Origin of the sequence: Escherichia sp. MOD1-EC6162, assembly GCF_002965125.1 — a bacterium.
GTDB classification, from domain to species: domain Bacteria; phylum Pseudomonadota; class Gammaproteobacteria; order Enterobacterales; family Enterobacteriaceae; genus Escherichia; species Escherichia marmotae.
Genome location: NZ_PTSB01000008.1, coordinates 59,462 through 79,008, shown reverse-complemented (window position 1 = coordinate 79,008; position 19,547 = coordinate 59,462). Strand labels below are relative to the sequence as shown.

Here is a 19,547-nt window from a genome sequence, read left to right as displayed (position 1 = left end):
TTTTGTTCAAAACTCTGACGAAAAACAGGCTGTCGTCAGTTTTGACGTGACGAAACGATATGCCGCGTGACAGCCATCACGCGACGTCTGTTTTATTTCTTCTCAACGATCGGGGCAGTTTGATACCCGCCGCCCAGCGATTTCATCAACTGAATACTTTGAATCACGCGGCGACTATCCAGCATGAGTAAGGACATTTCTTCGGCAAGTACCGGCAACTGGGCTTCGGTTGCCTGTAAGCGGCTGGTTAATCCACGTCTGTAGGCGGCGTCGGCGGCGCGCTGGGTGAAGCGAGTCGCTTCTACGCGTTCTGCCTGCATCTCCCGTTCTTCATTCAGCGTTTGCAAACGCGTGCCATTGACTGCAACGTCGCGCACCGCGTTCAGTACTGACTGGTTGTAACGTTCAATCATTATGTTGCTGGCGGCGCGCGTGCCTTCGAGATTGGCATTCAGGCGTCCACCGTCAAACAGCGGCAATTTCAGACCTGGTATGAAGTTGAACTGGCGGCTGGTTTTTTTGAACAAGGTGTCCAGGTGAATGGAATCCAGTCCGAAAAACGCTTTGATATCAAAGCTCGGGTAGAACAGCGCCCGTGCGGAATCCACCTGATTTAATGACGCCTGAACATACCAGCGCATGGCTTGCAGATCCGGACGTCTGGCGAGCAACTCATAAGAGAGCGTCGCCGGAATGCCAGTCTGTACTTGCGGTAACGCCACCGGTTTGATCTCTGGCATATCGCTGGCTCCCGCGCCAATCAATGCGCGCAGGGATTCTCGCGTTTCGGTGATTTGCCCTTTGACGGCAGCAATTTGTTTATCGACCGCCAGAATCTGTGCCCGCGCGCCGTGGAAAGGCACTTGCGCTTCCAGACCATGCGTCACTTTACTCTGGTGCGCTCTCACCGCGTAATCAATCACACTGCGGGTTTGTTCTAACAGATCGAGCATCTGGTAGCTGGCCTGCATACTGTAATAAAGCTGCGCCACGCCAGTGGTCAGCGATAACTCCACCGCGGCGGTTTCTGCCAGAGCCGCGTTATGCGCGCCAATGGCGGCAGCAAGCGCTGAGCGATGCACACCCCACAAATCGAGATCCAGTCCAGCAAACAAACCTACTGTAGCTTCGGTATAGTACGGCCCGTCCATTCCCAGTGCGGGCGCATCCATCGCATAAGGGCTTAAAAAGCCGTTTGCCGAAACGCGCTGGCGGTTAAGCATCCCTAACGCCGCAACCTGTAATTGTGAACCGGCATCTAACAAATCAGCTTGCGACTGCGTTTTTTCCTCCCGCAATTTCGCTTCAGCGAGGGTGTGCGAACCGCTTAACGTCCGTTGGATCAGCGCATCCAGTTGTGGATCATGAAACTGTTTCCACCACTGTGCTTGTGGCCAACCGGAACTGGCCAGATGGATATCATCGGCAAGTTTGATTTGCTCTGGTTCAAGTTGTTGATGAGGGGCTGAATCCTTACGCACCAACGCACAACCGGAAATCAGCGTCGCGCTGCTGAGAATGCTGCACAACAACAAGCGTGAAAGTTGACGATTGATCATTGAGTGGCTCCTTGTGCCTGTTCCGTGGCGGGCGTTAATGCCGGGGCAGTCCAGTCTGGCAAGTGGGCGATGAGCTGACAGACGTGTTGCTCCTGTTTTAATAAGGTGGGCAGGATGGCCTGCGAGGCAGGTGTCTCTTCAAGCGCTATCACTGGCGAATGGCTGATTGTGGTTGCCAGACCCGTGGAGTATTTCTCCAGCGCCTCAGCAAACTGGCTTGCCCTGTCCGGCTGGAGCGCGTGATCCAGTGCCTGCGCCGAGTTCCAGGTAGCGTCCCAGGCGTGAAGAAGGTCACGGCTCTGGCGAATCACTGTTTGCGAACGTTCAACCAACAAAGCACGCTCTGAGCTATCTAGTTGACGCTCCAGCGCCACACGTTGACACATCTCTTCACAGGCATTAATCGCTGCATGCAGACCAATACGAATTTGTATATAGGTACGCAGCGTTGTAGCTTCCTGCTGGCGAGGAATACGCATCAGTTTGCTTAACATACCCAGCGCGCCAGCCAGTTTTTGCGGTAGTGTGCGTGCTTCGCTTTCAGGCCAGACAAAGGTGTAAATCACTGCCGATACCGCAGTGCCGATAAGAATACCGATGGCGCGATCGCGTATTTCCACCAGGTCATACACCGGACCAAAAACGTTTTCGAGTGTGGCGAGCGCGAAGGTCACCACCATCTGCGTTCCGATATAAGAAGAACGTTCAGAGCTGGTGGCAACCCACGCCCCCAACAGGAAAATCGGTGCCAGCACAAACAGCAATTCGACAATATTGTCCAGCCAGGGGATGACTAAAATGGTCATTAGCAGCGCCAGAATTGCCCCACAAAAAGCCCCGCCAAAACGCAACGCCATCTTCTGGTACGATGAACCAACATTTGGGTTAGCGACGATCACGCAGGTCAACATACAGGTGTGAATGCCTTCCCAGTCCACGCCGCTATAGAAGGTGTAACAGATTAAACAGGCCAGCAGCGTTTTCACTGCATAGCGCATATAGTCCGGATTGGTAAAGGCATCGGGTACAAATGAAGGTGGTTTGGCGGCGGGTGTCGGCGGCGTATGCGGGTCCATCTGACCAAGATGTAACAGCGTCTGGCAGATATTCTCCAGGTTACATTCCCGCGCCGCCATTGCTTCCTCTTCACTTAACCGCCAGTTGCTTTTCCAGCATTGACCTTGTGCAATAGCATGTTGCAGTTTGTTGATTTCCAGGGCTAGTTTTTGCCGGAACTCAATGATTGCCAGCGAGTCAGCAAACGCGGTGGGATCGTAGCGATTCAGCGTCGAGTAAATGTAGGTTACCGTTGCCACGCAGCTTTGCCACCATGCGCTATGGGTTCGCCAGTCGGCGTCATCCGCGAGGCAAAAGACACTGAGTTTTTGCAGCGCCAGCGCCTCTCTTTCAATCCGCGTTTCAGGTAGTGGCGTGAGGCTTTCTGTCATGTGGCTTACCGCTTCATCAAGTCGGTCATTAAGTGCCTGATGCATTTGCGTGATGGCGCGGCTGGGAAACCACAACACGCCGATTAACGTCATCAATAATGTCGGGTAGAGGCCGACAACAATACACCACAGCGTTAAGCGCACGACGACTTCCGGATAATCGAGCATGGCGGGGAAGGTTTGCCCGTAAATGGCGACGATAGCGACGGCAAAAAAGACCAGCCCCAGCCGATGGGTGCGCATCAAAAACATACAGCCCATCAGGATCGGCCCGGCGATGATCAGTCTGATCAACGGTTCGCTGTAAGACCATTTGTAGATCAAAAACAGGCTGCCGATCTCCAGCACTGTGGCGATCACAAACAGGAACGCCACAAATTTGGTGTAAAACGCGTTCGACTGAATACCGTAAAACAGCACTGCCAGTGATAACGCCACGAAGGGGATCTCGAAGGTCATCGAGATTAGCACTACCAGCAGGCAGCCTACCCAGAGCTGCACGGTCTGCGGCACGCGACCTGGCCGTTGCTCGCTTAGCTCTTCATGAAAGAACGCCAGCAGCCTGACCACCGGTAATGGCAGGGAGTTGAGGGCGCTCATTATTGCGGCTCAAGATTAGCGACTGCCGATGCGCCGATACGGAACATTTCCGGGTCAGGTTTATCGACCATGATTTTGACCGGAAAACGCTGGGCAACGCGGACCCAGTTAATAGAACGAGACACTTTCGGCAGACCGCCAAGCACCAGACCACCGTCATCCGGCAACACACCGTAGCCAATGGAATCCACTTTACCTTCGAAGATTTTGCCGCTGTCGCTCATCAGGCGAATTGTCGCAGGCGTACCGGCATGAATGTTTTTCAGATCGGTTTCGCGGAAGTTGGCGATCACGTACCAGTGACGGGTGTCGATTAGCGTGAAAATAGGATGCATCGCGGAGGCAAATTGCCCAACCGAGGTTTTGAGGGAAATCACCCGACCATCGAACGGTGCGCGAACGGTGGCCATTTCCAGATGCAGTTTGGTTAGGGCAATATCCGCTTCGACCGCCGCGCGTTGCGCGACCAGTGCATCGACGCCGCTAACGGCGCTGGCGGCTGACTGTGCCTGCAACAATACAGCATTAAGATCGGCTTCTGCCGCACGCTGTGCGGTTCTCGCGCGGTCTACATCTTCCGCAGAGACAAAACCTTCCTTCAGTAGCGGCTCGGTACGGCGTAATGTATCGTTGGCCTGTTTGGCAGCGGCGCGAGCTTTTTCTACCGTGGCGTTAACCGAGTCAGCACCGAACTGTTGGGCATTAACGCTACGCTGAGTGAGCATAATTTGCTTATCCAGCGCGGCGAGGGAAGCTTCGGCTTTCGCCAGATTAGCTTCGTACGGGCGCGGGTCGATGCGAAACAGTAAATCACCTTGTTTAACTGCCTGGTTGTCGGTGACTGCCAGTTCTACAATGCGACCGCTGACTTCCGGTACTACATCAATGGTATCGGCTGACGCGTAAGCGTCGTTAGTTGATGGCGCACTGTCGACGCGCCAGATAACAAAAACAGCGGCAACCAGTGCCAGCGCAACCACCAGCAGGGCAGGGAATTTACTGCGAGGAGCTTTTTTCGGCGTACTTTCCATGAGCGCATCTCAAAATAGATTAGAAAAATGCCAGCCAGAACAGCATGGCGTAGAGAGCAAAAAGGGCGGTATAAATAATTCCGACAAATGCCAGATTGATATTTGCCTGCTGAATAATTCGCCTTGTGATGAGAGTCACAATAAGGCTGGCAATAATGCAGAAAAACCAGCCGGGATAATAAGCGCCGATTACCGGGATCGCCGGAGATAATGAGCATCCCGAAACCATGAAGACGGGAATTATCCAGGTTGCTTTTTTGAGTTGCATCACCATGCGAGAGAGAACTGTTGGCATAATAAATACATCCTGTCTGCTGCGAACAATATCTGTAGTGAATGTCAATATCCATTGAAGGCGTCAGTATGGCTATTTTCTTGTGGAATAAAAATAGCTTTATTCAGCCACCGCATTCATAACTTATTTATTTTATGTATTAGTTAATGATTTATATTTTTAATATAAATGCTTTCGGGAGCTTAGTTGCCCCCGAAAGTGAGTGGAATTAATTTGGGGTAACGATATTCACCCACAAATCAAAATTATCCAGACAGGCAATAATTTCTTCCAGTTTCGCACCATTGCCAATAATTTTGGCTTTCTTCGCTTTTACCAGCTCTGCCATTTTCGCCTGTCCGGTCAGCACCGCGTGCAGATCTTCACGGCTGATGTAGAAAGCGGCGTTGGCTTCAGGCTGCAGCGTTTTACGGTAGTTAAGCACGCTATCGTTCAGCGTCAGGTTGAGGTTATCGCCGTTACTCATATTGAAGTTCAGGCTGATATTTTTGCCAGCGGCTTTTTCGCTATCGAGGCGCACGGACATAAATTCGAACAGCATTTCGACTGACATCCCGCGAATGGTGTCCGGGGAACCGGTGGTGCCGTGGCTGAACTTATGTACTCCTTCGCGCAGCTCTTTCGCACCAGTCAGGTAGAAACCGCGCCAGGTGGCGGACTCGGCCTGATAACCAAGCTGTTCAAAGTTTTTGGCTTGCAGATTTTTCGCTACCTGGTCACCCGGATTGGCGGCAATCACCTGTTTCAGTAATTCTGCCGACCAGCGGTAATCCCCTTGCTTATTCGCTTCCTGTGCCAGGTTGATCACGCGCGCGGAACCGCCCAGCGCCTGTACATAACGCTTGCCCATCTCCACCTGACCATATGGATGCAGGTTAGCCGGATTGCCATCGTAGTAGCCAAGATAGAAGTTATACACCGCGCGGGCGTTATGGCTAACAGAGCCATAGTAGCCGCGGCTGGCCCAGTTGTTGGCAAGTGCTGGCGGCAACTTAATCATGTCTCCGATTTCATTCATGGTGTAGCCCTGGTTTGCCAGGTGCAGGGTCTGATCGTGAATATACTTGATGGTATCGCGATATTTACCAATATAATCATTGATATGCTTATTGCCCCAGACTGGCCAGGTGTGTGGCATAAACAGTACTTCCGCTTCGTTACCCCACATATCCAGCGTTTCGTTCAGGTACTCGGTCCACTTGCTGGTGTCGCGGGTTTTCGCGCCGCGCAGGGTGTAGAAGTTGTGCAGGGTGTGAGTGGCGTTCTCGGCGGTGCACAGCGCTTTCAGGGCCGGAATATAGAAATGCATTTCCGCGGGTGCTTCGCTGCCTGGGGTCATCAGGAAGTCAAACTCCAGACCATCGATAATCATCTTCTCGCCAGTTCTGACAATTGTTTTGGTTGGCGCAATAATGCTCGGGTCGCCGGTCGCCAGCGTGACACCGAGGCCATTACCCACGTTGCCCTGTGCGTTGTGCGGCAGTAACAGGCCGTAAGAGTAAAGGGCTCGGCGGCTCATGATGTTACCCGCCAGCACGTTTTCGCTGATAGCTTCGTCCATAAAGCCTGCCGGAGCGATTACCTGAACTTTCCCTGATTTAACATCAGCTTCAGTGATAATGCCTTTCACTCCGCCATAATGGTCGGCGTGGCTGTGGGTGTAGATAACGGCAACAATTGGTTTTTGCGGACGATGCTGGAAGTAAAGGTCAAGTGCGGCTTTCGCGGCTGGCGGCGTCACCAGTGGGTCGATAACAATAATCCCTTTCTCGCCTTCAACGAACGTAATGTTAGAGATGTCCTGACCGCGCACTTGATACATTTTATCGGTGACTTTAAACAGGCCAGAAATGCCGTTGAGCTGCGACTGACGCCACAGACTGGGATTTACGGTTTCCGGTGCGGCGGCATTAATATCAAATTTGTAATCATCTGCCCGATAATAAACTTTTCCGTTAGCATCACGCAGAATACCTTCATCCAGTAGCGGGGCGATAAATCCACGTTGGGCATCGTCAAAATCCTGACGATCGCTAAACGGCAATGATTTGGCGTAGTTCTGGTTAATTTGCTGAGTATATTGGCTGGCAGCCTGAGCTTCTTCCTTCGCGTAAGCGGTATTTACCATCATGCCGCTGGCGGCGGTTAATGCAATAACAATCCTGCTCAAACGGAATAACCGTGAGTTATTCATATAAATCTCCATTTATCATTTGTGTCGTAAATATATGACCCATACAAAATACGTCATTTGAAACTGGCGTTATCATAATTGGGAAGCTTCGACTTTAATAAGAGTAAGTGTGAGCAGAACACGCTATTTTATTAGGCATTAGTGCTGAAGAAGGAGGACAGCGATAGTTTTATTTTTTCTATAAATAATACGAAACGGTTTATTCTTTAATTATATATATTAACGGTAATATCGTTAGCATAGCGGGATTTTGATTTGTGGTACAGGTGTCGGCATTTCGATAGCGGCGAACAAGTTTGCCGGAGTTCGTGCGATCGTCTGTAGCGAACCTTATTCCGCGCAACTCTCGCGGCAACATAACGACACCAACGTGCTGGCTTTTGGTTCACGAGTGGTTGGCCTCGAACTGGCGAAAATGATTGTGGATGCATGGCTGGGGGCGCAGTACGAAGGCGGTCGTCATCAACAGCGTGTGGAGGCGATTATGGCAATAGAGCAGCGGAGGAATTGAGATTCATCCACTGTTTGCATGGATGAGTAATGACTAATGTGGATAGAGTCTCTTTCTGAGGTTAGTTAATGAAACGCTATCCGCTGTTATTTTTATTTACCCTGCTCACGCTGACCGCTGTTCCGGCTCATGCCGATATTATCGATGACACCATTGGCAATATTCAGCAGGCGATTAACGACGCTTATAATCCTGACCGTGGACGCGATTATGAAGATTCGCGTGATGACGGTTGGCAGCGTGAAGTGAGCGACGATCGTCGCAGACAATATGATGATCGCCACCGCCAGTTTGAAGATCGCCGCAGGCAACTGGATGATCGCCAGCGCCAACTTGATCAGGAGCGTCGGCAACTGGAAGATGAAGAACGGAGAATGGAAGATGAGTATGGGCGTTAGTCGGATCGTTTTTGCCTGATTGCTGGTTAACCCCGGTTCCAGTTTATCCGCAACGATCGCCTTCAGAAGCGTAACTCACTCCTCGACTCTGTGTATAACAAAGTCACTTGTGACAATAACGTCTGCTCACATCGCGGGAGGACGAGCCTCCCGGTGGGGCTTATTTTGTGGGCTGTTGTTTAACAACATTAATCATCCACGGCACTCCATATTTATCGGTGACTTTGCCGAAGCCATGCGCCCAGAAGGTTTCCTGCCAGTCCATTTCGATTTTTCCATTGGCGGCAAGGTTGTCAAACCAGCGTTTCCCTTCTTCGACCTGTTGCGAATCGAGCACCAGCGTAAAGCCGGAGTAGCTGGCTTTTCCTGACGGTATGGCATCGCTCATCATGATATCGCTACCGGCAATGCGCACGTTAGCATGGGCGATGGCAGTATCCGGGAATTGCATTCCTGATGGGCAGCCTTCGGCGCTTTCCTGTGCGGTTTTCGGCATTTCTCCGAAGCTGATTTTATACAGCAGTTCCGCGTCCAACGTGCGTTGATAATAGGCTATTGCGTCGGCACAGTTACCGGCAAAAGAGATGTAGGGACTTAACGGCATGATGGTGACCTCAGTGAAGAGAAGTCAGTTAAGTGTAGTTTGAATTTTGTACAGATGAAGAGTAGGCCTGATAAGACGCGGTAAGCGTCGCATCAGGCATTGGCACCGTTGCCGGATGCTTCGCACCCGGCAATCGAAATCAGTTCTTTTTCACAAACTCAGATTTCAGTTTCATCGGGCCAAAACCATCGATTTTGCAATCGATGTTATGGTCACCTTCAACCAGGCGGATGTTTTTCACTTTGGTGCCGATCTTCAGCATCGAAGAGCTACCTTTTACCTTCAGGTCTTTAATGATGGTAACGCTGTCGCCGTCAGCCAGCAGGTTGCCGTTAGCATCTTTAACGATCAGCTCGTCGCTTTCCTGTGCAGGTTCAGCGTCGTTCCATTCGTAGGCGCATTCCGGGCAGATGTACATGCCGTTATCTTCGTAAGTGTATTCGGAGTTGCATTTCGGGCAGTTTGGTAATGACATGTGGATTTCCTCAAAGTCAGCAGGGCAAAAGCGCCAAAAAACGGCAGATTGCCGAAAAAGGCCGCAATTATACACAAAATCCCTGAGTTTGTCGGGGGTACTGCTGATTTTAGACGACAAACGTTTTCATTTGAAAGACAACGCAAAAAGAAAATAATCTTTTTGCCTCCATTTATTATTTAAGTTAAGGTTAACTCTCTTCTTGTTCTTTTTTAATTCAATTATTATTTCTATCTTTCTGACATTTTAAATGTATCGGAAGAGGCTTATTCATTCGGATAAAAAGACTATATTAATTATAAGAGTTATTTACTGCTGTAATTATAAAATCCGAAAGCAGAACTAAAAAACAATCTGGCTAAATAAAAGTAATAAAATTTGCTTTAAGGAAGAATTTTCCATGTACACACAGACAATATATGAGTTAAGTCAGGAGGCTGAACGCCTGTTACAGCTTTCCCGACAACAGTTGCAGTTACTGGAAAAAATGCCTCTCTCTGTACCCGGAGAAGATACACCACCACTGACTTTGCCCTGGGGGCAGCATAATATCGACGAGCGTCATGCCATGTTGAGTAATGAGCTGCGTAAAATCTCCCGTCTGGAAATGGTGCTGGCGATTGTTGGCACCATGAAAGCAGGGAAATCAACCACCATTAACGCTATTGTTGGCACTGAAGTTCTTCCTAATCGCAACCGTCCTATGACTGCGCTACCGACGCTTATTCGCCATGCTCCGGGGCAAAAAGAACCGGTGTTGCATTTTTCGCATGTCGCGCCAATCGACCGTTTAATCCAACAATTACAACAGCGCTTGCGTGATTTCGATATTAAACATCTGACCGATCTGCTGGAAATAGATAAAGATATGCGTGCACTTATGCAGCGGATCGAAAATGGCATCGCTTTCGAAAAATATTATCTTGGTGCCCAGCCTATTTTTCATTGCCTGAAAAGTTTGAATGATTTGGTGCGTCTGGCGAAGGCGCTGGACGTCGATTTTCCCTTTTCTGCTTATGCCGCCATTGAGCATATTCCAGTGATTGAAGTGGAGTTTGTCCATCTGGCGGGGCTGGAGAGTTATCCCGGGCAGTTAACGTTACTGGATACTCCCGGGCCAAATGAAGCCGGGCAACCACATCTACAAGAAATGCTTAACGAGCAACTGGCGCGCGCCTCCGCAGTGCTGGCGGTACTGGATTATACGCAACTGAAGTCAATCTCCGATGAGGAGGTTCGTGAGGCGGTTTTAGCGGTGGGGAAATCAGTACCGCTGTATGTACTGGTCAATAAGTTCGATCAGCAGGATCGGAACAGTGACGATGCCGAACAGGTGAGGGCGCTGATTTCCGGGACGCTGATGAAAGGTTGCGTTACGCCAGGGCAGATATTTCCGGTGTCGTCGATGTGGGGCTATCTGGCGAATCGGGCACGCCATGAGTTAGTCAACAACGGTAAATTACCAGCACCGGAGCAACAACGCTGGGTGGAGGATTTTGCCCATGCGGCGCTGGGCAGGCGCTGGTGTAACGCCGATCTGGCGGATATCGACCATATTCGTCATGCTGCCGATCAACTGTGGGACGATTCGCTATTCGCCCAACCGGTTCAGGCGTTACTCCATGCCGCCTACGCTAACGCGTCGTTATATGCTCTGCGATCTGCATCGCATAAGTTGTTGAATTACGCCCTGCAGGCGCGGGAATATCTGGATTTTCGCGCACACGGGCTGAACGTCGCCTGCGAACAATTGCGGCAAAATATCCGCCAGGTTGAAGAAAATATGCAGCTATTGCAGCTCAATCAGGTACAGGTGAGTGGCGAGATTAAACATGAAATCAAGGTGGCCCTGACGTCAGCCACCGACTTTCTGTGTCAGCAGCAAAATGAGGTGAATGCCCGGCTAGCTGCGCTGTTTCAACATGATTCGTGGCCGTTAAGTGAGATCCGCACCCGCTGCGAGACGTTGTTACAGACGGCACAAACCAAAATCAGCCGTGACTTCACGCTGCGTTTTACTGAACTGGAATCAACCCTTTGCCGGGTGTTAACCGATGTTATTCGTCCCATTGAGCAACGGGTTAAAACGGAATTGAGTGAGTCCGGGTTTCGTCCTGGATTTCATTTTCCTGCTTTTCACAGCGCAGCTCCCCACTTCAATACTCGTCAGTTGTTCAGCAATGCAATATCTCGCCAGGAAAAAACGGATGAGCAGATCACCCGTTTTGGCATTGTGCGTGAGACTTTCTCGCGCTGGCTGAATCAGCCCGACTGGGGGCGGAGTAGTGAGAAATCTCCGCCGGAGGCTATTGATTACAGCGCGCTACAACGAATGTTAACCGCGGAAGTCGACCTTTATTGCCAACAAATGGCTAAAGCTTTGGCGGTTCAGGTCGATGATTCTGTCACGGCAGACATGAGCACTTTTTTTGCTGATTTCGCTTTATGCTTGACGGAATTACAGACGCGTTTACGCGAAAGCCTGGCTCTGCGTCAACAAAATGAATCTGTAGTTAAGATGATGCAGCAGCAATTGCAGCAGACTGTGATGACTCACGGCTGGATTTATACGGACTCTCAGTTGTTACGCGATGATATTCAAACACTTTTCACGGCAGAACGATATTGACTAAGACGTTACTGGACGGCCCCGGTCGCGTGCTGGAGTCGGTTTATCCCCGCTTTTTAGTGGATCTGGCGCAGGGCAATGACGCCCGCTATCCACAAGCCCATCAGCAGCAGTTTCGCGAACGGCTGATGCTGGAGATCCTTGCTCGCACACAGCTTCAGACGTGGGCGAACGCAGGAATGTTAAATGCGCCGCTTAGCCTGCGCCTGACATTGGTGGAAAAACTGGCGGCGATGCTTGATCCCGCTCATCTGGCGCTGACGCAGGTCGCGCAACATCTGGCACTATTGCAAAAAATGGATCACCGCCCACAATCTGCTTTTCCGAAACTTCCGCAGCAAATTGCCGCGTTGTATGAGTGGTTTTCCAGCCGTTGTTGCTGGAAGGAAAAAGCGTTAATGCAACGAGGATTACTGGTGCAGGCGGGCGAGCAGAGCGCGCAAGTTTTTACCCGCTGGCGTGCTGGTGCGTATAACGCCTGGTCGTTGCCTGGGCGTTGTTTCATTGTTCTGGAAGAGTTGCGCTGGGGGGCGTTTGGTGATGCCTGCCGTCTGGGAAGCCCGCAAGCGGCGGTGTTGTTGCTTGACGATTTGCGCGTGAAAGCGACGCAATATCTGGCCGAAAGTATCAACGCAGCACCGACTACTCGTCATTATTACCCTCAGTGGTTTACCTCTCCCACTACCCCGACTGGCGGAGATTATGCTGACTTTTTAAGCTGGCTGGGCAAGTGGTCCGATGCCGATAAACAGCCCGTTTGCTGGTCAGTAACCCAACGCTGGCAAACTGTCGCGCTGGGGATGCCACGGCTCTGCTCAGCACAGCGTCTGGCGGGGGCGATGGTAGAGGAAATCTTCACTGTAAATTAAGTGTAAATAATCGGTTACACCAATGAGTGTTAAACGAAATCCATGTGTGAAGTTGATCACAAATTTAAACGCTGGTAGGGTAAAAAGGTCATTAACTGCCCAATTCAGGCGTCAACAGGTTTGGTTGTACAGTTCTTAATCAGAACGTGTAAATAAACCCGCTACGCTTGTTACAGAGATTGCACCCTGCAATTCCCGCTCCCCTTTTGCGGGCGCCACGTCGATTTGCCTGACGTGTGCGGAAATGGGCTTACTCTGCGAGGAAAGCTATGCTGAAAAGGAAAAAAGTAAAACCGATAACCCTTCGTGATGTCACTATTATTGATGACGGTAAACTGCGAAAAGCCATTACTGCAGCATCGCTGGGTAATGCAATGGAATGGTTTGATTTTGGTGTTTATGGTTTTGTTGCTTACGCATTAGGTAAAGTCTTTTTCCCTGGGGCTGATCCCAGCGTGCAGATGGTTGCTGCACTTGCCACCTTCTCCGTTCCCTTTCTGATTCGACCGCTTGGCGGGCTCTTCTTTGGTATGTTGGGCGATAAATATGGTCGCCAGAAGATCCTCGCTATCACCATTGTGATTATGTCGATCAGTACATTCTGTATTGGATTGATACCGTCCTATGCCTCGATTGGTATTTGGGCACCGGTTCTGCTGTTGATTTGTAAGATGGCGCAAGGTTTCTCGGTCGGCGGCGAATATACCGGAGCATCGATATTTGTTGCGGAATACTCTCCTGACCGCAAACGTGGCTTTATGGGTAGCTGGCTGGATTTCGGTTCTATTGCCGGGTTTGTTCTGGGCGCGGGTGTGGTGGTGTTAATTTCTACTATCGTCGGTGAAGAGAACTTCCTCGACTGGGGCTGGCGTATTCCGTTCTTTATCGCTCTGCCGTTAGGGATTATCGGACTTTATCTACGTCATGCTTTAGAAGAGACACCAGCGTTCCAGCAACATGTTGAGAAACTGGAACAGGGCGACCGCGAAGGTTTGCAGGATGGCCCGAAAATCTCGTTTAAAGAGATTGCCACGAAGCACTGGCGCAGCCTGTTGACGTGTATTGGTCTGGTGATAGCCACTAACGTGACTTACTACATGCTGCTGACCTATATGCCAAGTTATTTGTCGCATAACCTGCATTACTCCGAAGATCACGGGGTGCTGATTATTATCGCCATTATGATCGGGATGTTGTTTGTGCAGCCGGTAATGGGCCTGCTGAGTGACCGTTTTGGCCGTCGCCCGTTTGTGATCCTCGGTAGTGTTGCGCTGTTTGCACTGGCGATCCCGGCGTTTATTCTGATTAACAGTAATATCATCGGTCTGATTTTTGCCGGACTGTTGATGCTGGCAGTGATCCTCAACTGTTTTACGGGCGTTATGGCCTCAACGCTGCCAGCGATGTTCCCGACGCATATCCGTTACAGCGCGCTGGCGGCGGCATTTAATATTTCGGTGCTGATTGCCGGTCTGACGCCAACGCTGGCGGCATGGTTGGTAGAAAGTTCGCAGGATCTGATGATGCCAGCGTATTACCTGATGGTAGTGGCGGTGATTGGTTTGATTACCGGCGTGACCATGAAAGAGACGGCGAATCGTCCGTTGAAAGGCGCGACACCGGCGGCGTCAGATTTGCAGGAAGCGAAGGAAATTCTCGTTGAGCATTACGATAATATCGAGCAAAAAATCGAAGATATTGACCACGAGATTGCCGATTTGCAGGCGAAACGCACTCGCCTGGTACAGCAACATCCGCGAATTGATGAGTAACCTGAAATGGATTACCTGATGCGACGCTGTCGCGTCTTATCAGGCCCCCAATCGGTCTGACCCGACTCTTAAGGTTCACTTAATCTCTGGCGTGCATACTCTCCTCCAGTTCAATGGAGGAGAGTGCAATGAAAAACCGTATTTATGAAAGTTTAACTACCGTGTTTAGCGTGCTGGTAGTAAGCAGCTTTCTTTATATTTGGTTTGCCACGTATTGATCTTTCTTCAGCCGTATCCAGGCGCGCGTGCCGGAAGTCTCTTCCCGGTTTTGCAGGAAAAACTGCCCGTGATGCAACTGCGTGATGCGGCTGACAATACTTAATCCCAGACCAATTCCGCCATAACGGCTGTCCATCCGTACAAACGCTTTGCTCAACTCTCCGCATTTACTCTCATCAATACCAGGCCCTTCATCTTCAACTGCCATTACCGCACCGCCATCTTCTTGCAGTTTAATCATAATGTTGCTGCCTTCGGGACTATAGCGATGGGCGTTTTCTACCAGGTTACGCAACAACATGCGTAGTAGAGTGGCGTCGCCCTGGACAGTGATGTCGGCGGCGCTTTCTGGCAACAGCAAGGTTTGCTGACGCTGGTCGAGCATGGTGCTGAGTTCGTCATAGGAGGGCAGGATCACATCATCCAGCAACTTTACATGCTGGTAATTACCCGAAGAGAATGACTGTCCGGCGCGCGCCAGTTGTAACAACTGGGAGACGCTGGCCATCATCTGATCGAGCCGCGCGACTAACGGCGCTACGTCAATGTTGTGCGTTTTCGCCATTAACTCCAGATGCAAACGTACCCCTGCCAGCGGCGTTCGTAGTTCGTGAGCGACGTCAGCGGTAAACAGCCGTTCGTTATCCAGCGTGCTGGTCAGGCGACTGACCAGATCGTTCAATGCAGAAACTACCGCTTCGATTTCGAGGGTGGCACTGTGAATAGCAATAGGTGTCAGGTTGTCGGCGGTACGCGCTTCCAGCTCTTTTTGCAGTTCCGCCAGTGGGCGGGTGATGCGAAGTACCGCCTGATAGCAGATAAACAGCGTCAGACTGACCATAAACACGCCAGGAACAATCAGACTGGCGACCGCCTCACGGATTTCACGCATGATGTGGCGATCGTTGTTGCGATTGTCGCGCAGCGCCTGCTCAAATAGCTGAATCTGCTCGGTGCTTTCATGCCATAGCCAGAAAACGCTGATCAGCTCAAACACCAGCAGAATTGCCCCAATGGTTAATATCAGCCGTTGACGCAGCGATATTGGTCGACGCAGAAAACGCATCAGGTTCAATTAGTTTTCCTCATTAGCGACCAGCATATAGCCAAAGCCGCGCACGGTGCGGATACGGGCTTTGCCCACTTTGTCGCGCAAGTTATGGATATGCACTTCCAGGGTATTCGTTGAGGGTTCGTTGTCCCAGTTGTAAATGTCGTTGTAGAGAATTTCCCGATGCACCGGACTACCCGCCTTGAGCATCAGGCGCGACAGCAGGGCATATTCTTTTGGTGTCAGGATCAGCTCTTCACCGCCCATCCATACCTGACGGCGACCCATATTCAGCATCAGGTTGCCAACCTTCAGCTCGCTTTCGCCCTGATTATTATGGCGCCGCAGCAGGGCGCGGATGCGGGCGTGCAACTCTTCCAGCGCGAAAGGCTTCACCAGATAGTCGTCGGCACCGACATCCAGCCCGGCGATTTTGTCGGTAAGCGTGTCGCGGGCGGTGAGGATCAGTACCGGCAGGGTGTATTTTTTCTGCCGGATACGAGCGAGAAAATGCAGTCCATCTTCGTCGGGTAAACCTAAATCCAGCACCACCAGGCTGTAATGACCGGCTTCCAGGCTTTGTTCCGCCATCCGCGCGGTCGTGACGCCATCACACGCGTAGCCTTCAGTTTGTGCCGCCAGAATCAATCCCTGCAATAACAGTGTATCGTCTTCAACAATTAGAATTTTCATTCAGTCGTTCTCCTGCATGCCTGCAGAATATCATCCGCGGCTTGATAATACTTCGTCTCGACGCCGGTTAATCCCAACAGGGTTGAGAATAAATTGTCCTGTGAATAGTGCTGCGTTTGTGCTTGTTTTTGCAGGCAGCTTTGATCAACCTGATACCGTTTTTGATAATCCTCCGACAACCACAGCAGCATCGGAACCTGCTTTTGGCTATCCGGGGCGATGCTATAAGGCAAGCCGTGTAGATAGATGCCATTTTCACCTAACGATTCACCGTGGTCAGAAAGATAAATCAGGCTGGTGGTAAATTTATCCTGATGTTCTTTCAGCAGATTAATCGCTTTATCAACAATATAGTCGACGTAGAGCAACGTATTGTCGTAAGTATTGACCAGTTGCTCTTTGGAACAGGTCTGGATCTCGTTGGTGTCGCAGGTGGGAGTAAATTTCCTGAACTGCGGTGGATAGCGGTTGTAATAGGTCGGGCCGTGGCTGCCGATGGTGTGTAAGACAATCACCCCATCGCCTTGCAGATTATTGATGTACTCCTCCAGTCCGTGGAACAGCACTTCGTCATAGCATTCGCCGTTGATGCACTGACCGGGTAAGTTCAGGGCAGTGACGTTCTGATGAGGCACGCGGTCACATGCGCCTTTGCAGCCGCCATCGTTGTCATTCCATAGTACGTTGATGCCTGCCCGCTGAATGATATCCAGCACGCCTTCCTGGTGTTGTGCCAGCTCTTCTTTGTAATGCTCGCGCGGCATATCTGAGAACATGCACGGTACGGAGACAGCCGTTGCTGTGCCGCAAGACGCAGTATTAGGAAAATAGATCACGTTATCTTTCGCCAGTCGCGGGTTGGTTTCACGCGGGTAGCCATTGAGTGAGAAATTCTCCGCCCGCGAGGTTTCCCCGACGATCAAAATGGTCAGGTTTTTCCGGTTTCCTTTTTGCATTAACGGGTTGCGGTGTGCGTCCTCACCAATGCGTACCAGTGGCAGATTTGCCAGTCGCTGGTGGGAATACCATGACCAACTGGCAACAATGCTGTTGGAGGGGCTTAAAGATTTCACCAGCTCTTTGTTGTTGCGAAACAGCGAGGCGTAGTCTTTATAAAAAAGCACGGCAACCAGCACAATCAGCAGTACAGATATCAGGATACTGGCTCCACGGAAAAGAACACTGCGCAGGCGCGAGGCAGCAGGTTTGATTTTTATCCAGCAGGCAATCAGCGCAGCAAGTACGCCGCTTAACCCTAGCGTTAGTAACATGCGTGGCGTCATCAACGCATAACTTTCCGCCGGTGTGGTATCAATGATATTGGCAATCATCGAACGGTCGATGACGATGCCATAAGTCATGATGAAATATTGCGCAGATGCGCCAACGAGAATAAACAGACAGGCTAGTGGTCGATTAAGCCATAAGAAAGAGCCTAGTGTCAGAACAATATTAATCACGCTGAACGCGACGACTGGCATCGACAAGAAAACCAGCACGTTATGCAGCGAATCCAGCGGTAACGCCTGTAACACCTGTTTAAAAAAGGCAATGTTCAGGCAGATAGCAATATAAAAAGAGGCCAGCAATAGCCAGGCGAGTAAATTCAAAGAGGGTCTTTTTAAAAGGCGCTTTAACATCACGGTGTTTCCATCGAACAAAGTGCGCATATGCTCGCAAAGCAAAGTTAAGCCAACCTTAAGTTCTTAAGGTTGGCTTTTATGTTTGCTGGATTAAGGAGGCTTAATCTTTGCTAATGGGTGGATCTAAAGGATACGGGTTTTTATGCAGCCGGTTGTAGTTCAGCGTGTACATAGCGGTGATCACCATCAGAGTGACAAATGACCACATGACTTCTTGTGCACCAGAACCAACCACCGCCCAGATGCAATAAAGGAAGGCGATAGTTGTGATGACCAGATACGCCGGACGCGCTTTGCCAAAGTGACCGTGGCCTAAAAGCAGTAAAGCTGCACAGGTATAAAGATAAGGCACCAGGGTAAAGATAACCGATACGGAAGAGACCAGACCGAACTCTTTGGTTGCGTTTGGTGAGATGCTGCTGAACTGGAAGATAGTCATCAGGATACCAACGATAATCAACCCGGCTACCGGTGTGCCTGCTTTGTTGACGCGGGCAAAAATCGGTGGGAACAAACCGTCATCGGCAGCGGCTTTCGCCGTTTGTCCAGCCAGTAACGTCCAGCCGCCGAGCGAACCCAGGCAACCAGCCGCCGCACAGAAGGAGACAATGGCTCCTGCGGTATCACCCAGCGCCATCCGTGCAGCATCACCGAATGGCGAGGCGGAAACGCGCAGTGCGGCATTCGGGATCATCCCCATAATTGCCGTGGTCGAGAGCACATAGCAGACGGCAGCAATCAGTACCCCACCAATGGTGGCAATAGGGACGTTGCGTTTCGGGTTTTTCACTACACCCGCTGCAACAGAAGCACTTTCTACCCCGATAAATGACCACAGCGTTACGTTTAAGGTGCTTTGAATTGCGCCGAAAGTGCCCAGACCGCTAACGTTCCAGGCCGCCATATAGGTTTCTCCGTGGAACCAGAACCAGCCGAATACGGCAATCCCGACGATGGGGATCAGCGCCAGTACAGTGGCGATGGCCTGCACGCGGGTAATCATTTTCGGCCCGACGATATTAAGCAGAACGAAGATCCACAGCACCACAACACAGGTGATAGTTAATACCAACGGATCTTTCAGTACCGGGAAGAAATAGCTCAGGTAGCCGACGCCAATGACCACCATAGCAATATTGCCGATCCAGCAGGCCAGCCAGTAGAGAACGTTAGTTTGATACCCGAGGAAAGGACCAAAACAGCGGCGCGCGTAGGCATATGAACCGCCAGGGCTGGGATCGAGGAACGACATTTTGGCGTAAACCATCGATAAAGCCAAAGCACCGATAATTGTCACCAGCCAACCATATATAGCAATCCCCCCCGTCGAGGCCAGATTTGCAGGTAACAGAAAAACACCTGACCCCATAATATTCCCCGACACCATTAGGGTGACGGGGATTAAGCCCACTTTGTGAGCATCAGCATCCGAAGACATAATAAAACTCCTGCGAAGGCGAGCTTCGTGACAATAAATTACGTCATATCATACGCCTGCATTCGCGCGTTGAATTATCGTCGGCTGGCTTATCGCTGATGCTGTTATTAATATATCT

16 protein-coding genes and 1 pseudogene are annotated in these 19,547 nt (G+C 50.7%); 6 read left to right on the top strand and 11 right to left on the bottom strand.

Annotated features, from left to right (window positions below; all coding sequences use genetic code 11):
* Nucleotides 1–92: 92 nt before the first annotated feature.
* The 5 genes from mdtP to yjcS form a co-directional block, all read right to left on the bottom strand.
* Nucleotides 93–1,559, bottom strand: coding sequence for a multidrug efflux transporter outer membrane subunit MdtP (mdtP, locus tag A9587_RS09035; protein WP_105224781.1), 1,467 nt, complete (start codon nt 1,557–1,559; stop codon nt 93–95).
* Nucleotides 1,556–3,607, bottom strand: a complete 2,052-nt coding sequence (gene mdtO / locus A9587_RS09030; RefSeq protein ID WP_105263463.1) for a multidrug efflux transporter permease subunit MdtO — start codon at nt 3,605–3,607, stop codon at nt 1,556–1,558. Before mdtO ends, mdtP begins: the two co-directional genes overlap by 4 nt.
* Complete coding sequence (gene mdtN / locus A9587_RS09025) at nt 3,607–4,638, bottom strand: multidrug efflux transporter periplasmic adaptor subunit MdtN (RefSeq protein WP_061090607.1); 1,032 nt, start codon at nt 4,636–4,638, stop codon at nt 3,607–3,609. Before mdtN ends, mdtO begins: the two co-directional genes overlap by 1 nt.
* A gap of 19 nt (nt 4,639–4,657) precedes the next feature.
* Nucleotides 4,658–4,933 (bottom strand): YtcA family lipoprotein, encoded by a 276-nt coding sequence (locus A9587_RS09020; protein ID WP_085449497.1) that lies wholly within the window; start codon nt 4,931–4,933, stop codon nt 4,658–4,660.
* A gap of 208 nt (nt 4,934–5,141) precedes the next feature.
* The gene (gene yjcS, locus A9587_RS09015) at nt 5,142–7,127 is read right to left on the bottom strand and encodes an alkyl sulfatase YjcS (protein ID WP_105263462.1); all 1,986 of its coding nucleotides are present in this window, start codon (nt 7,125–7,127) and stop codon (nt 5,142–5,144) included.
* 244 nt (nt 7,128–7,371) lie between these two features.
* Between yjcS and rpiB the strand changes: the two are divergent.
* Both rpiB and yjdP read left to right on the top strand, forming a co-directional pair.
* Nucleotides 7,372–7,638: pseudogene (rpiB, locus tag A9587_RS09010) on the top strand (bifunctional allose-6-phosphate isomerase/ribose-5-phosphate isomerase RpiB); the annotation flags it as partial.
* A gap of 68 nt (nt 7,639–7,706) precedes the next feature.
* The gene (gene yjdP / locus A9587_RS09005) at nt 7,707–8,036 is read left to right on the top strand and encodes a DDRRRQL repeat protein YjdP (protein WP_061090609.1); all 330 of its coding nucleotides are present in this window, start codon (nt 7,707–7,709) and stop codon (nt 8,034–8,036) included.
* 160 nt (nt 8,037–8,196) lie between these two features.
* Here the strand turns inward: yjdP and yjdN are convergent, their stop codons facing one another.
* Both yjdN and A9587_RS08995 read right to left on the bottom strand, forming a co-directional pair.
* A complete protein-coding gene (gene yjdN, locus A9587_RS09000; protein WP_105263461.1) occupies nt 8,197–8,640 on the bottom strand; it encodes a VOC family metalloprotein YjdN in 444 nt (147 codons plus the stop codon).
* Between the two features lie 139 nt (nt 8,641–8,779).
* The gene (locus A9587_RS08995) at nt 8,780–9,115 is read right to left on the bottom strand and encodes a zinc ribbon domain-containing protein YjdM (RefSeq protein WP_000056775.1); all 336 of its coding nucleotides are present in this window, start codon (nt 9,113–9,115) and stop codon (nt 8,780–8,782) included.
* Nucleotides 9,116–9,515: 400 nt separating this feature from the next.
* On the opposite strand from A9587_RS08995, the gene crfC reads away from it, so the two are divergent.
* The 4 genes from crfC (at nt 9,516) to pmrR (ending at nt 14,603) form a co-directional block, all read left to right on the top strand.
* Nucleotides 9,516–11,744 (top strand): clamp-binding protein CrfC, encoded by a 2,229-nt coding sequence (gene crfC, locus A9587_RS08985; protein WP_105263460.1) that lies wholly within the window; start codon nt 9,516–9,518, stop codon nt 11,742–11,744.
* Nucleotides 11,741–12,613, top strand: a complete 873-nt coding sequence (locus tag A9587_RS08980) for a diguanylate cyclase regulator RdcB family protein (protein WP_105263459.1) — start codon at nt 11,741–11,743, stop codon at nt 12,611–12,613. Before crfC ends, A9587_RS08980 begins: the two co-directional genes overlap by 4 nt.
* 269 nt (nt 12,614–12,882) lie before the next feature.
* A complete protein-coding gene (proP, locus tag A9587_RS08975; protein ID WP_001517596.1) occupies nt 12,883–14,385 on the top strand; it encodes a glycine betaine/L-proline transporter ProP in 1,503 nt (500 codons plus the stop codon).
* A gap of 128 nt (nt 14,386–14,513) precedes the next feature.
* The gene (pmrR, locus tag A9587_RS25520) at nt 14,514–14,603 is read left to right on the top strand and encodes an LpxT activity modulator PmrR (RefSeq protein WP_001517597.1); all 90 of its coding nucleotides are present in this window, start codon (nt 14,514–14,516) and stop codon (nt 14,601–14,603) included.
* On the opposite strand, the gene pmrB is transcribed toward pmrR, so the two are convergent.
* The 4 genes from pmrB to adiC all read right to left on the bottom strand — a co-directional run bounded on the left by pmrB (nt 14,579) and on the right by adiC (nt 19,429).
* Complete coding sequence (gene pmrB / locus A9587_RS08965) at nt 14,579–15,679, bottom strand: two-component system sensor histidine kinase PmrB (protein ID WP_001052120.1); 1,101 nt, start codon at nt 15,677–15,679, stop codon at nt 14,579–14,581. The genes pmrR and pmrB overlap by 25 nt on opposite strands.
* The gene (gene basR, locus A9587_RS08960; RefSeq protein WP_016249486.1) at nt 15,680–16,348 is read right to left on the bottom strand and encodes a two-component system response regulator BasR; all 669 of its coding nucleotides are present in this window, start codon (nt 16,346–16,348) and stop codon (nt 15,680–15,682) included.
* Nucleotides 16,345–17,988, bottom strand: a complete 1,644-nt coding sequence (gene eptA, locus A9587_RS08955) for a phosphoethanolamine transferase EptA (RefSeq protein ID WP_001517598.1) — start codon at nt 17,986–17,988, stop codon at nt 16,345–16,347. The genes basR and eptA overlap by 4 nt, the downstream gene beginning before the upstream one ends.
* Before the next feature lie 103 nt (nt 17,989–18,091).
* Complete coding sequence (gene adiC, locus A9587_RS08950) at nt 18,092–19,429, bottom strand: arginine/agmatine antiporter (protein WP_000093135.1); 1,338 nt, start codon at nt 19,427–19,429, stop codon at nt 18,092–18,094.
* Nucleotides 19,430–19,547: the final 118 nt, after the last annotated feature.

Coding starts and splice junctions, on each gene's coding strand:
- mdtP (WP_105224781.1), bottom strand. CDS start 1,559: ATGATCAATCGTCAACTTTCACGCTTGTTGTTGTGCAGCATTCTCAGC.
- mdtO (WP_105263463.1), bottom strand. CDS start 3,607: ATGAGCGCCCTCAACTCCCTGCCATTACCGGTGGTCAGGCTGCTGGCG.
- mdtN (WP_061090607.1), bottom strand. CDS start 4,638: ATGGAAAGTACGCCGAAAAAAGCTCCTCGCAGTAAATTCCCTGCCCTG.
- A9587_RS09020 (WP_085449497.1), bottom strand. CDS start 4,933: ATGCCAACAGTTCTCTCTCGCATGGTGATGCAACTCAAAAAAGCAACC.
- yjcS (WP_105263462.1), bottom strand. CDS start 7,127: ATGAATAACTCACGGTTATTCCGTTTGAGCAGGATTGTTATTGCATTA.
- yjdP (WP_061090609.1), top strand. CDS start 7,707: ATGAAACGCTATCCGCTGTTATTTTTATTTACCCTGCTCACGCTGACC.
- yjdN (WP_105263461.1), bottom strand. CDS start 8,640: ATGCCGTTAAGTCCCTACATCTCTTTTGCCGGTAACTGTGCCGACGCA.
- A9587_RS08995 (WP_000056775.1), bottom strand. CDS start 9,115: ATGTCATTACCAAACTGCCCGAAATGCAACTCCGAATACACTTACGAA.
- crfC (WP_105263460.1), top strand. CDS start 9,516: ATGTACACACAGACAATATATGAGTTAAGTCAGGAGGCTGAACGCCTG.
- proP (WP_001517596.1), top strand. CDS start 12,883: ATGCTGAAAAGGAAAAAAGTAAAACCGATAACCCTTCGTGATGTCACT.
- pmrR (WP_001517597.1), top strand. CDS start 14,514: ATGAAAAACCGTATTTATGAAAGTTTAACTACCGTGTTTAGCGTGCTG.
- basR (WP_016249486.1), bottom strand. CDS start 16,348: ATGAAAATTCTAATTGTTGAAGACGATACACTGTTATTGCAGGGATTG.
- eptA (WP_001517598.1), bottom strand. CDS start 17,988: ATGTTAAAGCGCCTTTTAAAAAGACCCTCTTTGAATTTACTCGCCTGG.
- adiC (WP_000093135.1), bottom strand. CDS start 19,429: ATGTCTTCGGATGCTGATGCTCACAAAGTGGGCTTAATCCCCGTCACC.